General features: G+C 70.0%; 12 protein-coding genes. 2 read left to right on the forward strand and 10 right to left on the reverse strand.

The window, feature by feature from the left end; all coding sequences use genetic code 11:
* Positions 1 to 94: 94 nt before the first annotated feature.
* Entirely contained in the window at positions 95 to 2,140 is a 2,046-nt protein-coding gene (locus tag ACIREE_RS20730; RefSeq protein ID WP_404153916.1) for an APC family permease, read from the reverse strand.
* A gap of 308 nt (positions 2,141 to 2,448) precedes the next feature.
* On the opposite strand from ACIREE_RS20730, the gene ACIREE_RS20735 reads away from it, so the two are divergent.
* Positions 2,449 to 3,117, forward strand: a complete 669-nt coding sequence (locus ACIREE_RS20735) for a potassium channel family protein (RefSeq protein WP_404153918.1) — start codon at positions 2,449 to 2,451, stop codon at positions 3,115 to 3,117.
* Positions 3,117 to 3,788 carry a TrkA family potassium uptake protein gene (locus ACIREE_RS20740; RefSeq protein ID WP_164558793.1) on the forward strand — a complete coding sequence of 224 codons (672 nt, stop codon included), beginning with the start codon at positions 3,117 to 3,119 and terminating at the stop codon, positions 3,786 to 3,788. The genes ACIREE_RS20735 and ACIREE_RS20740 overlap by 1 nt, the downstream gene beginning before the upstream one ends.
* Positions 3,789 to 3,899: 111 nt before the next feature.
* On the opposite strand, the gene ACIREE_RS20745 is transcribed toward ACIREE_RS20740, so the two are convergent.
* The 9 genes from ACIREE_RS20745 to ACIREE_RS20785 form a co-directional block, all read right to left on the reverse strand.
* The gene (locus ACIREE_RS20745; protein WP_404153921.1) at positions 3,900 to 4,661 is read right to left on the reverse strand and encodes a DUF3159 domain-containing protein; all 762 of its coding nucleotides are present in this window, start codon (positions 4,659 to 4,661) and stop codon (positions 3,900 to 3,902) included.
* Between the two features lie 3 nt (positions 4,662 to 4,664).
* Complete coding sequence (locus tag ACIREE_RS20750) at positions 4,665 to 5,075, reverse strand: OB-fold nucleic acid binding domain-containing protein (RefSeq protein ID WP_255970494.1); 411 nt, start codon at positions 5,073 to 5,075, stop codon at positions 4,665 to 4,667.
* 78 nt (positions 5,076 to 5,153) lie between these two features.
* The gene (locus tag ACIREE_RS20755) at positions 5,154 to 5,837 is read right to left on the reverse strand and encodes a response regulator (RefSeq protein ID WP_404153924.1); all 684 of its coding nucleotides are present in this window, start codon (positions 5,835 to 5,837) and stop codon (positions 5,154 to 5,156) included.
* Positions 5,834 to 8,464, reverse strand: coding sequence for a DUF4118 domain-containing protein (locus ACIREE_RS20760; protein ID WP_404153927.1), 2,631 nt, complete (start codon positions 8,462 to 8,464; stop codon positions 5,834 to 5,836). The genes ACIREE_RS20755 and ACIREE_RS20760 overlap by 4 nt, the downstream gene beginning before the upstream one ends.
* Positions 8,465 to 8,556: 92 nt before the next feature.
* A complete protein-coding gene (locus ACIREE_RS20765; RefSeq protein WP_404153929.1) occupies positions 8,557 to 9,285 on the reverse strand; it encodes an ABC transporter ATP-binding protein in 729 nt (242 codons plus the stop codon).
* Positions 9,286 to 9,384: 99 nt separating this feature from the next.
* Positions 9,385 to 10,590 carry an alginate lyase family protein gene (locus tag ACIREE_RS20770; protein WP_404153932.1) on the reverse strand — a complete coding sequence of 402 codons (1,206 nt, stop codon included), beginning with the start codon at positions 10,588 to 10,590 and terminating at the stop codon, positions 9,385 to 9,387.
* A gap of 245 nt (positions 10,591 to 10,835) precedes the next feature.
* Positions 10,836 to 11,618, reverse strand: coding sequence for a DUF3710 domain-containing protein (locus ACIREE_RS20775; RefSeq protein ID WP_404153935.1), 783 nt, complete (start codon positions 11,616 to 11,618; stop codon positions 10,836 to 10,838).
* Position 11,619: 1 nt separating this feature from the next.
* The gene (dut, locus tag ACIREE_RS20780) at positions 11,620 to 12,138 is read right to left on the reverse strand and encodes a dUTP diphosphatase (protein ID WP_404153938.1); all 519 of its coding nucleotides are present in this window, start codon (positions 12,136 to 12,138) and stop codon (positions 11,620 to 11,622) included.
* Entirely contained in the window at positions 12,135 to 12,719 is a 585-nt protein-coding gene (locus ACIREE_RS20785) for a PaaI family thioesterase (RefSeq protein WP_404153941.1), read from the reverse strand. Before ACIREE_RS20785 ends, dut begins: the two co-directional genes overlap by 4 nt.
* Between the last annotated feature and the right edge of the window lie 7 nt (positions 12,720 to 12,726).

Below are 12,726 nucleotides of genomic sequence, written 5' to 3' on the forward strand. Positions count from 1 at the left end.
ACGGCCGGAAAGCGAAAGCGGCCGGACAACAGCCCACCAGTCTACGTGGCTGTCACCCGGCCGCTCACCACGAGCCGACCTTCCGAAAGGGCCGCTACTTGTTGCTCGGCTGCTTCGGGCGCTTCTCCACCGGGCCGCGACGGACGGTGCCCGGCGCGTGCCACTCGGAGCGCCTGCGGGCCCGCTTCTTGGCGGCCTCGGAGGACTCCAGCTGGTAGGGGACGGACGTCACCATGATCCCCGGGGTGAACAGCAGCCGCCCCTTCAACCTGAGCGCGCTCTGGTTGTGCAGCAGGTGCTCGTACCAGTGGCCGACCACGTACTCGGGGATGATCACGCTGACCGCGTCGCGCGGCGACTCCCGGCGCAGGCTCTTCACGTACTCGATGATCGGCCGGGTGATCTCGCGGTAGGGCGAGTCGAGGACCTTCAGCGGTACGTCTATGTTGCGCCGCTCCCACTCCTCGCGCAGCGCCTTCGTCTCGGCCGGGTCGACGTTGACGCTCAGCGCCTCGAGCGTGTCCGTGCGCATCAGCTTGGCGTAGGCGAGCGCGCGCAGCGTGGGCCGATGGATCTTCGAGACGAGCACGATGGAGTGCACGCGGGACGGGCGGACGCTGTCGTCGGACGGCGTCTCCGGCGCGGCGATCTCCTCGGCGACCCGGTCGTAGTGCTTACGGATCGCGGTCATCGTCGCGTAGAAGATGCACATGCCGAGCAGGGCGACCCAGGCTCCGTGCGTGAACTTCGTGACGAGGACGACCACGAGGACCAGCCCGGTGAAGAAGGCGCCGAAGGTGTTGATCGCACGGGAGCGGATCATGTGGCGCCGCTTGTCGGGGTCCCGCTCGGAGCGCAGGTGGCGGTTCCAGTGCCGGACCATGCCGGTCTGGCTGAGTGTGAAGGACACGAACACGCCGACGATGTACAGCTGGATCAGGCGGGTCGAGTCGGCGCCGTAGATGACGACCAGCAGCATGGCCGCGCCGGCGAGCAGCACGATGCCGTTGGAGAATGCGAGGCGGTCGCCGCGGGTGTGCAGCTGTCGCGGCAGGTAGCGGTCCTGCGCGAGGATCGAGCCGAGCAGCGGGAAGCCGTTGTACGCCGTGTTGGCGGCGAGGAAGAGGACCAGCGCCGTGGCCGCCGCCAGGATGATGAACAGGAAGCTGCCCTTGCCGAAGACAGCCTCGGCGACCTGGGAGATGACCGGGTTCTGGACGTAGCCGCCGCCGACCGCCACACCGTTGTGGATGAGGTCCGTCGCCGGGTGCTCGGCCATCCGCACCTTGGTCGTCATGGCGAGCGCGATGATGCCGCAGAACATGGTCACGGCGAGCGCGCCCATCAGCGCGAGCGTGGACGCCGCGTTCTTCGACTTGGGCTTGCGGAACGCCGGTACACCGTTGGAGATCGCCTCGACGCCGGTGAGCGCCGCACAGCCGGAGGAGAAGGCGCGCAGCAGCAGGAAGACGAGTGCGAAGCCCGCGAGCCCCTGGTGCTCGGCCTTGATGTGGAAGTCGGAGGTGGGTGCCTTCATGGTGTCGTCGAGGACGATCCCGCGGAAGGCGCCCCAGGCGATCATGATGAAGACGCCGGCCACGAAGACGTACGTCGGGATCGCGAAGAGCTTCCCGGACTCCTTGACGCCGCGCAGGTTCATCACCGTCAGCAGGACGATGACGGCGCAGGCGCAGAGCACCTTGTGCTCGACCACGAAGGGGATCGCCGAGCCGAGGTTCTCGATGCCGGAGGCGATGGAGACGGCGACGGTCAGGACGTAGTCGACGAGCAGGGCGCTGGCGACGGTGAGCCCGGCCTTCGGGCCGAGGTTGGTGGTGGCCACCTCGTAGTCGCCGCCGCCGCTCGGGTAGGCGTGCACGTTCTGCCGGTACGAGGCGACGACCGTGAACATCAGCACGACGACCGCGACCGCGATCCAGGGGCTGAAGTGGTAGGCCGACACTCCCGCGATGGAAAGGACCAGCAGGACCTCGCCCGGCGCGTACGCCACGGAGGACAGCGGGTCGGAGGCGAAAACGGGGAGTGCGATGCGCTTCGGAAGGAGTGTTTCTCCCAGCCGGTCGCTGCGCAGTGCGCGCCCGATCAAGATCCGTTTGGGCACGTCGGTCAGTTTGGACACGCAGAGGATCGTAAGCGTTCGAACGGGGGGCCGCCCACCCACCACCCCGAATCGGTGAACGGCCCGGCAGAAGTACAGGTGGCGGTGGCGATCTAGGCGCCGACGCGGAGGCGGACTTCGAGCGCATTGCCGATACGGTGGTCCCGAGCGCGAGCCGGAACAATCCCGCATCGTGCCCGAGCGCGAGCCGGAACAATTCCGCATCGTGCCCGAGATCGAGCCGCACCCGCTGGACCGAGCCGCGAGAGAGAGCCATGAGCAGGACGTTTACGCAGGTCAGTGGGCCTATGAGGAGTGCGGGGTAGTCCGTGCATATCGTGATCATGGGCTGTGGCCGAGTAGGGTCCCAACTCGCCCAGACCCTGGAACAGCAGGGCCACACGGTCGCCGTGGTCGATCAGGACCCGACGGCCTTCCGCCGCCTGGGCTCCGGGTTCGGCGGCCGTCGCGTCACCGGGGTGGGCTTCGACCAGGACACCCTGCGCGAGGCCGGCATCGAGGAGGCGGGCGCCTTCGCCGCCGTCTCCAGCGGTGACAACTCGAACATCATCGCCGCCCGCGTGGCCCGCGAGATGTTCGGTATCGAGAACGTCGCGGCGCGCATCTACGACCCCCGCCGCGCCGAGGTCTACCAGCGCCTGGGCATCCCGACGGTCGCCACGGTCCGCTGGACCGCCGACCAGATGCTGCGCCGGCTGCTGCCGTCCGGCGCGGAGCCGCTGTGGCGTGACCCGACCGGCGGCGTCCAGCTCGCCGAGGTGCACGCGTCGGAGTCCTGGGTGGGCCAGAAGATCAGCCGTCTCCAGGAGGAGACGGGGGTGCGCGTGGCGTTCCTCACCCGGCTCGGCGAGGCGATCCTGCCGACGTCGCAGACGGTGCTGCAGGAAGGCGATCTCGTGCACGTGATGATGCGCACGGACGAGGTCGAGAAGGTCGAGGCGGCGTTCGCCGAAGGCCCCGAGGAAGGCGGTCAGTGATGAGGGTCGCCATTGCCGGAGCCGGAGCGGTCGGCCGCTCGATCGCGGGCGAGCTCCTGGAGAACGGTCACGAGGTCCTCCTCGTCGACAAGGCGCCGACGGCCATCTCGGTCGAGCGCGTCCCGCAGGCGGAGTGGCTGCTCGCCGACGCCTGTGAGATCACGTCCCTGGACGAGGCGGCGCTGCAGCGCTGCAACGTGGTCATCGCGGCCACCGGGGACGACAAGGTCAACCTCGTCGTCTCCCTCCTCGCGAAGACCGAGTACGGGGTCCCGCGGGTCGTCGCCCGCGTCAACAACCCCAAGAACGAATGGCTCTTCAACGAGTCGTGGGGCGTCGACGTCGCCGTCTCGACCCCGCGCCTCATGTCGGCGCTGGTCGAGGAGGCGGTGAGCGTGGGCGACCTGGTCCGCCTGCTCCGCTTCAGCCACGGCGACGCGAACCTGGTCGAGCTGACGCTCCCGCCGGAGTCGGCCCTGGCCGGCACCCGCGTGGGCGACGTCCAGTGGCCGCAGGACACGTCCCTGGTCACGATCATCCGCGGCACCCGCGTCCTGGCCCCCAGCCAGGAGGACTCCCTGGAGGCGGGCGACGAGCTCCTGTTCGTCGCGGCCCAGGCCAGGGAGGAACAGCTGGAGGACCTCCTGTCGGTCCGCCGCGAAGACGCGTAAAAGGCAAGAGGCGGCCCCCGCAAGCTTTTGCTTGCGGGGGCCGCCTCTTGCCTTTAGGGGCGCGGGGAACTGCGCGCCCGGCCACACCGGACGTGCACCCGCGAGCGGACCTCAGTCCTCCCGACGATGCCGCGCACCCGCACCGGCCTCACCGCCGGAGGCCTGCGCCTTCTCGGCGGCCTCCGCGGCCTCCATCTCGGCAAACACATCGATAGGCGCGGGCGCCTTCGCCAGGAACACCCACGTCAGCCACACCGCCAGCAGGAACGGCGGGATCTTCAGCGCGATGAGCACCCAGCCGAACTGCGTCGTGTCACCCCACCAGTACAGCGGGAACAGCACCGCGCACTTCGCGAGGAGAATGAGCCCCCAGGCCCAACTCGCCTTCGCATAGGCCTTCTTGCGGCCGGGATTACGCGTCCGCCACGACAGGTTCTCCTTGAACACCGGCCCGAGGATGAGCCCGATCAACGGAACCCCGCACAGCGTGGTCACGATGTACGCGAGCGCGAGCCCCAACGTGTAGAGCATGCCGGGCAGATAGAAGTCCTTGGCGTTGCCGGTCATCATCGCGAAGACGACGCCGAACGCGACACCGAAGACGCCGCTGAAGGCGTGCTTGACGGTGTCCTTCATGACCAGCCGCACCACGACCAGGACCAGGGACACCGCGAGGGCCGCGATGGCCGACATGTGCAGGTCCTTGTTGATCGTGAAGATGGTCACGAAGAGGAGACCGGGCACGACGGTCTCCACCATGCCCCGCAGGCCGCCGAAGGCCTCGAAGAGCGCGGCCTCGGTCACCGCCTTCGAAGCGGCGGCGTCTTGGTCGACTCCGGGTTCGCGGTCGGTCGGCTTGTCGAGGGACGTCACCGGCTACTCCCGTCCGAGCGGTCTGAGTTCGTACTTCGGGTTGAAGAGCACCCTACGGCCCCGGCTCATCGAGATCCGCCCGGAGGCGATCAGCTTACGGCCGGGTTCGATCCCGAGGATCGAGCGACGGCCGAGCCACACCACGTCCAGGGCGGCCGAGCCGTCGAACAACTCCGCCTCCAGGGCCGGAACTCCGGCGCGTGGTCGCAGGGTTACCGTGCGCAACGTACCAGTAACCGTGACGATCTGTCGGTCCTGGCAATCCCCGATGCGTGTACAGCCCGTGGTCTCCGAGTCCTCGCGCAGCTCCTCCGACTCCAGGTCCTCCTGGGAGGTGGACAGTCGGTCGAGCATGCGCCGGAACCGGCCCGCCGGCTTCTCGGACGCCCTGTCGGAACGAGGAACAGCACTCATACTTGAAGCGTACCCGCGGCGGGTGACGCGGTCGTACTCGCTGGTGTACCCCACTTTCGGGGCCTTACTTCCCGCGCCCTACTTCTCGAACCGGTAACCCATCCCCGGCTCGGTGACGAAGTGCCGCGGATGCGACGGATCGGTCTCCAGCTTCCGGCGCAGTTGCGCCATGTACACGCGCAAATAGTTGGTCTCCGTGCCGTACGACGGACCCCACACCTCCTGCAGCAGCTGCTTCTGGCTGACCAGGCGCCCCGTGTTACGCACCAGCACCTCCAGCAGGTGCCATTCGGTGGGCGTGAGCCGCACGTCGCGTCCGCCCCTGTGGACCTTCTTCGCGGCCATGTCGACGGTGAAGTCGTCGGTCTCGACGATCCCCTCGTCCTCGCCGCCCCCGGTGGGCTCGGCCCGCCGCACGGCCGCCCGCAGCCGCGCGAGCAGCTCGTCCATGCCGAACGGCTTCGTCACGTAGTCGTCGGCGCCCGCGTCGAGCGCCTCCACCTTCTCGTCCGAGGAGTGCCGGGCGGAGAGCACCAGGATCGGCACGCGGGTCCAGCCGCGCAGTCCCTTGATCACCTCGACGCCGTCCATGTCGGGCAGGCCCAGATCGAGGACGACCACGTCGGGGTGGCGGGCGGCGGCGAGCCGCAGCGCGTCGGCTCCGTCGACCGCGGCGTCCACCTCGTACTTGCGCGCTTTCAGGTTGATGACGAGGGCGCGAACGATCTGCGGCTCGTCGTCGACCACGAGCACCCGGGTCATGCGTGCCTGCCTCTCTGCGGTACTGCGGTGTCGTCTGATGCTGCTGATGTCGTTGTATCGGGAGATGCGGTCTCGGGCGATGGCGTCGTACGGGTCAACGGCTGGTCCTGCGCCTCGGGCACGGGCGCGGCCGCCCGCAGGGTGAGCACCATCGTGAGCCCGCCCCCCGGAGTGTCCTCCGCGCCGAGCGTGCCGCCCATCGCCTCGACGAAGCCGCGCGCCACGGCGAGGCCGAGCCCCACGCCCGCGCCCCGCGGAGCGTCCCCGTACCGCTGGAACGGGGCGAAGATGCGCTCCTTGGCCTCGTCCGGCACGCCGGGGCCGCGGTCTACGACGCGCAGCTCGACCCGTTCGCCGAGCGTGCTGGCGGAGACCAGGACGGGTTCGTCGGGCGGGCTGTACTTGACGGCGTTCTCGACGATGTTCGCGACGGCCCGCTCCAGCAGGCCCTTGTCGACGGTCACCATCGGCAGCGACTCGGGGATGTCGAGGTCGACGCTGAGGTCCGGGTCCGGTACGCCGACCAGCGCCATCGGCACCACCTCGTCGAGGTCGATCTCCCGGATGAGCGGGGCGACGGTGCCGGTCTGGAGGCGGGACATGTCGAGCAGGTTCCCGACGAGGTGGTCGAGCCGGTCGGAGCCCGCCTCGATCCCGGCGAGCAGCTCGGCCTGGTCCTCGGGCGACCAGTCGACGTCCTCGGAGCGCAGGGAGGAGACGGCGGCCTTGATGCCGGCCAGCGGGGTGCGCAGGTCGTGGCTGACCGCGGCGAGCAGGGCGGTGCGGATGCGGTTGCCCTCGGCGAGGGTGCGGGCCTGCTCGGCCTCGGACTGGAGCCGTCGCCGGTCCACGACGACGGCGGCCTGCGCGGCGAAGGCGGCCAGCACGCGCCGGTCCTCCGCGGGCAGGACGCGCCCGGACAGGGCCAGCGCCATGTGGTCGCCGACGGGCACATCGACGTCGGCGTCCTCGGGCCGGCCGTCGGGGTGCGGCCCGACGCTGCCCGCACAGGTCCACGGCGCGGTGTCGCCCTCCCGCTCCAGGAGCGCCACGGACTCCATCGCGAACGTCTCCCGTACGCGTTCGAGCAGCGCTTCCAGGCTGGTGTCCCCGCGCAGCACGCTGCCCGCGAGGAAGGACAGGATCTCGGACTCGGCACGCAGCCGAGCGGCCTGGTGGGTGCGCCGGGCAGCCTGGTCCACGACCGAGGCGACCGAGACGGCGACGCTGACGAAGATCACGATGGCGACGATGTTCTTCGGGTCGGCGACCGTGAACAGGTGCAGCGGCGGCGTGAAGAAGTAGTTCAGGAGCAGCGAGCCGAACGCCGCCGCGGCGAGCGCCGGAAGGAGGCCGCCGACCAGCGCCGCGGCCACGGTCAGCGACAGGAACAACAGCATGTCGTTGGCGAGGCCGAGGTCGGAGTCGACGTGGGTGAGGAGGAGTGCGAGCAGCGCCGGGCCGCCGACGCCGACGAGCCAGCCGCCCAGGATCCGGGTGCGGCCGAGCCGGGCGCCGCGCGCGACGGGCAGGCCGCGCCCCTTGGCCGCCTCTTCGTGCGTGACGATGTGCACGTCGAGGTCGGGCCCTGACTCGCGGGCGACGGTCGCGCCGACGCCGGGCCCGAAGATGTACTGCCAGGTCTTGCGGCGCGAGGAGCCGAGGACGATCTGCGTGGCGTTGACGCCGCGGGCGAACTCCAGGAGCGCCGAGGGGACGTCGTCGCCGATCACATGGTGGAACGTGCCGCCGAGGTCCTCGACCAGGGTGCGCTGGACGGCCAGTTCCTTGGGCGAGGCCGCGGTCAGTCCGTCGCTGCGGGCGATGTAGACGGCCAGCACCTCGCCGCCGGCGCCCTTCTCGGCGAGCCGCGCCGCGCGCCTGATCAACGTACGGCCTTCAGGTCCGCCGGTGAGGCCGACGACGATGCGTTCCCGGGCCTGCCAGGTGGAGCGGATGTTGTGCTCGCCCCGGTACTGCTGGAGGTACTCGTCGGCCCGGTCGGCGACCCACAGGAGGGCCAGCTCGCGCAGGGCGGTGAGGTTTCCGGGGCGGAAGTAGTTGGAGAGGGCGGCGTCGACCTTGTCCGGCTTGTAGATGTTGCCGTGGGCCATGCGGCGGCGCAGCGCCTGGGGCGACATGTCGACCAGTTCGATCTGGTCCGCGCGGCGTACGACCTCGTCGGGGACCGTCTCGCGCTGGCGGACCCCGGTGATCGCCTCGACCACGTCGCCCAGCGACTCCAGATGCTGGATGTTGACGGTGGACACGACGTCGATGCCCGCGGCGAGGAGTTCCTCGACGTCCTGCCAGCGCTTGGCATGGCGCGAGCCCGGCACGTTCGTGTGCGCCAGTTCGTCGACGAGGGCGACGGCCGGAGCGCGGGTCAGGACCGCGTCGACGTCCATCTCCTGGAAGAGGGCGCCGCGGTACTCGATCTCCTTGCGCGGGACATGCTCCAGGCCGTGCAGCATGACCTCGGTCCGCTGCCGCTTGTGGTGCTCGACGAAAGCGACCACGCAGTCGGTGCCGCGCTCGATGCGGCGGTGCGCCTCGGAGAGCATCGCGTACGTCTTGCCGACGCCCGGTGCGGAACCGAGGTAGATCCGGAGCTTGCCGCGTCCCATGGCCTTGACTTTACGGTCAGGAAGTCCGGCAAAGGGGACGGAGGCCTGGTGGGCGGGTGTCTTTGACAGAACCCTGATGCGCGGCGAGTCGCTCAGGGCTGCCGCACGATCTCGCCGTCGCTCAGCTCCAGGACCCGGTCGGCGAGGTCGAGCAGCGCCGGGTCGTGCGTGGCCACGAGCGCGGTGACGCGCTCGCTGCGCACGACGGCGCGCAGCAGTTCCATCACGGCGAGACCGGTCTCCGCGTCGAGCTGCCCGGTCGGTTCGTCGGCGATGAGCAGGGCGGGCTTGTTGGCGAGGGCGCGGGCGATGGCGACGCGCTGCTGCTGACCGCCGGAGAGCTCGCCTGGCCGCTGCTTGGCGTGCCCTTCGAGGCCGACGAGGGCGAGCAGCAGTGCGACGCGCTCCTCGCGCTCGCGCACCTGTGCCTTGCGCAGCCGCATCGGTACGCCGACGTTCTCGGCGGCGGTGAGGATCGGGATGAGCCCGAAGGACTGGAAGATGAAGCCGACGCGGTCCCGGCGCAGTTCCAGGAGTCCGTTCTCGCCGAGTTCGGCGAGGTCGAGCCCGTCGACCGTGATCTGTCCCCGGTCCGGCTCGTCGAGGCCGCCCACCAGGTTGAGCAGGGTCGTCTTGCCGGACCCCGAGCGTCCCTTGAGGGCGACGAGTTCGCCGCGTGGCACCTCGAAGGAGACGCCGCGCAGGGCGTGCACGGCGGCGGCGCCGGTCCCGTACGAGCGGTGCAGGTCCCGCACGGCGACCATCGGCCCGCTGCCGTCCCGGTCCAGGACGGCGGTCCCCGTCTCGGTGCTCTCGCTCATGTTCCGTGCTCCCCCGTACATACGTTCCCGGCCGGGCGCCAGTATGGTCACGTGGCGCCCGGCCGGGCAATGGTCGAGACCGGTCGTGGAGAAGCCGGGCTAGCTCGGGTTCTCGGCGTGGGTGAGGGTCTCCCAGGCGACGAACAGGTTGTTGGAGCCCGCCGGGCGCTGCTGCTCGGTCAGCTTCTGGGTGTTGGTCATGGCCGTGCCGAGGCGGGTGTGCAGGGCGTTGTAGCCGACCTCGGTGACCGGGCCGAGCCCGCGGTTGACGCTGCCGCCGCACAGCGAGCCGGGCGGCGCCTCACCGAGCTCGTACTTGGACTGGAAGCCGAGCGCCTGCCGCAGGCGCTCGCCGACGTCCGTGCCGTAGAGGTCCTGGCCCTGGATGCGGCTGGTCTCGGCGATGTGCGAGATGGCGGAGATGCCGTAGCCGGTGTGCGTGAAGTCGCGGCAGGTCTCCTGGGTCAACCCCGTCGTGAAGGTTGACTGACCTTGCCAATAGTTGACGATCTTCTGCTTGGTATCCAGGTTCTGGCTCGGCACGGTCTTGGGGAGCGCGCCGTCCGATGCCAGGTAGACGTAGGCCGCCGTGCGCGTGCGGAACGTCGCCATCGCCTTGTCGTAGGACGTCTTGTCCTCCAGGAAGACGGAGATGCCGACGGCCGCCTCCATCATCGACAGCTCCCAGTTCCCGTTGGAGTTGGAGCCGTTGATGACCTTGGGCAGGTACACGTCGCGCAGCATGGTCCTGAAGCGGCTCTCGTTCGCCCAGCCGCCGGTGTACGTGTACTTGATGATCTCGGCGGCCTTGGGCCAGGAGGAGCCGGCCCAGCCGGTCTGCAGCGGCGCGTTGCTGTTGGTGTGGTCCTTGATCGTGCCGGACCAGGCGTCCATGAGGGCAATGGACTTCTTCGCGTACCGCTCGTCGCGTGTGAAGTACCAGGCGAGCGCGTCGGTGTAGGCGGCTATCGCGTCCTCGCGCTCGTCCGTACAGCCGTAGTTGGGGTTCGAGTACGAGCCGCACTCGACGGTGGCGCGGGGCTTGGGCGTCCGGTTCAGATCGGCGTACTTGCTCGCGATCATCTGGTCGAAGGCGCCCTTCCAGGGCTGCGCTCCGGCGTCGACCTTGGTCTTGGCGAAGTCCAACTGCCCCTTGGAGACGGTGACTCCGGGGTGGGCGAACGTGGCGGGCGCCGCGTCGGCGCGCTCGGCGCCGGGCCAGGCGACGATGCCGGCGACCAGAGCCGTGGCGGCGGTGAGGGTGGCAAGCAGGGCGGTACGCGATCTCCTGTGACGAGCCTGCATGGTGGGGGCCATCCGTTCTCGTATGTGACGTTCCTGTATGTGAACGCTGGGCGCCGATGTGAACCGTGGCGCTGGCCGGTGACCCTAGGTACGGACCAGGCTTCCGTCAAGTACTGAGAAAAGAACGGCAGTTGGCAGCGGAAAGAACAGCAGGCGGGAGGGGGACGAGTACGCACGACAAAGGCCGGGGCCGCGCATCCCTGTGGGATGCGCGGCCCCGGCCACGTACTGCTGAGCCGACTGTGTCAGCGAACCTCGGTGATCTCCGGGCCACGGGCCAGCTGCCCCATGCCGCCGGAGAAGCGCGAGCCCTCCGCGGAGTCCTGAACGGCACCCTCGGCGACCATCTGCGCGTCGTCGGGGAGCTTGAGCACGATCGGGTCGCGCGGGGCCATCGGGCCCTCCCCGCGGACGACGACCGTGTCCTTGAAGATCTGTTCGAGCAGGCCGGCCGCCTGCGGCTGCACCGCGCCCTGACCCGAGATCACACCGCGCAGGAACCAGCGCGGGCCGTCCACGCCGATGAACCGCACGACCTGGAACCCGCCCGTGCCGTCCGGCAGCTGCACCGGCACCTGGGCCCGCAGCTCCCAGCCGAGCGAACCCTCGACCTCGTCGATCACACCACCCTGCTGAGTGATGCCCGAGGCGATCTCCTCGCGGACCTCGCCCCAGATGCCCTCCTTCTTGGGGGCGGCGAAGGCCTGCAGCTGGACCGCGCTGTCCTGGAGGACGACGGTCGCCGCGACGATCGCGTCACCCGCGACCTCCACGCGCAGCTCCATGCCCTCGACACCGGGGACGAAAAGTCCACCCAGGTCTACGCGGCCCTCACCGGGCTCGCGGACCTCGGTGGAGTCCCAGGGGCCGTCGGGACGCGGCTCGGGCTCGAGCCGCACGCGCTGCGACTCCCCCGCGGCGTCCGTGTCGGCACCGTCGGCACTGTCGACACCGTCGACCTGCTCGGCCTCGCCCGCCGCATCCACTGCGTCTTCAGCGGAGCTGTTCTTCTTGCGACGTCCGAACACGTCACTGTCCTTCCCGGTCGGATACGACCGACGCGTATCGATTCCCACCCTTTTGACCGTCCGTGCCCACAGCGGCGTGCCCGCCGGTGGACCCGAAGCCCCCCTCGGCCCGCACCGAGTCGGGAAGCAGCGCCACTTCGTGGAAGCGCACCTTCTCGACCTGCTGGACGACCAGTTGGGCAATCCGGTCGAAACGCTCGAACCGCACACTCTCGCGCGGGTCGAGATTCACCACGATCACCTTGATCTCCCCACGGTACCCGGCATCCACCGTCCCTGGGGCATTCACCAGGGCGACACCGCAGCGCGCTGCGAGACCGGATCGCGGGTGCACGAAGGCCGCGTACCCCTCGGGGAGTGCGACAGACACCCCGGTGGGCAGCACGACCCGCTCGCCGGGTTCGAGTTCGCACGGCTCGGTCGTGCGCAGATCGGCGCCCGCGTCGCCCGGGTGCGCGTACGCGGGCAGCGGTACGTCGGGGTCGACGCGCCGGATGAGCACGTCCAACGGCTGGTTCACGGGTTCACCTCGAAGGCACGGGCGCGCCGGCTCTGGTCCGGGTCGCTCATGGCCGCCTGGATCTCCTGCGGACGGCCGTTGTCGATGAAGTGGTCGACCTTGACCTCGATGAAGAGGGCGTCGGCCCGGACGGCGAGGGGCCCGTCGGGGCCGCCGATCCGGCCGGTGGCGGTCGAGTAGATCTTGCGCCCGGCGACGGCGGTGACCTCGGCGGACAGATGCAGCACGGTGTCCACGGGCACCGGCCGCACGAAGTCCGTCTCGAGCCGCCCGGTCACGGCGATGACGCGCAGCAGCCAGTTCAGCGAACCGAGCGTCTCGTCGAGCGCGGTGGCGAGGACGCCGCCGTGGGCCAGGCCGGGCGCACCCTGGTGGGCGGCCCGCACGGTGAACTCGGCGGTGACGCGTACGCCGTCGCCGGCCCGCGCCGCCAGGTGCAGCCCGTGCGGCTGCTCGCCGCCGCAGCCGAAACAGTGTCCGTAGTGCGCGCCGAGAAGCTCTCCGGGGGCGGGAGCGTCGGGGTGCCGCACCGGCACTATGGCGTCGGCCGGGGGCGTCAGAGCTGCTGAAGTACCACTCACAGGCGCA

It is taken from the genome of Streptomyces sp. NPDC102467 (assembly GCF_044765445.1).
In the GTDB taxonomy this organism is placed as follows: Bacteria; Actinomycetota; Actinomycetes; order Streptomycetales; family Streptomycetaceae; genus Streptomyces.

What these genes read in the sequence shown, in the direction of transcription:
- ACIREE_RS20770 (WP_404153932.1), bottom strand. Translation starts at nt 10,590, where the DNA reads ATGCAGGCTCGTCACAGGAGATCGCGTACCGCCCTGCTTGCCACCCTC.
- ACIREE_RS20760 (WP_404153927.1), bottom strand. Translation starts at nt 8,464, where the DNA reads ATGGGACGCGGCAAGCTCCGGATCTACCTCGGTTCCGCACCGGGCGTC.
- ACIREE_RS20755 (WP_404153924.1), bottom strand. Translation starts at nt 5,837, where the DNA reads ATGACCCGGGTGCTCGTGGTCGACGACGAGCCGCAGATCGTTCGCGCC.
- ACIREE_RS20750 (WP_255970494.1), bottom strand. Translation starts at nt 5,075, where the DNA reads ATGAGTGCTGTTCCTCGTTCCGACAGGGCGTCCGAGAAGCCGGCGGGC.
- ACIREE_RS20740 (WP_164558793.1), top strand. Translation starts at nt 3,117, where the DNA reads ATGAGGGTCGCCATTGCCGGAGCCGGAGCGGTCGGCCGCTCGATCGCG.
- ACIREE_RS20765 (WP_404153929.1), bottom strand. Translation starts at nt 9,285, where the DNA reads ATGAGCGAGAGCACCGAGACGGGGACCGCCGTCCTGGACCGGGACGGC.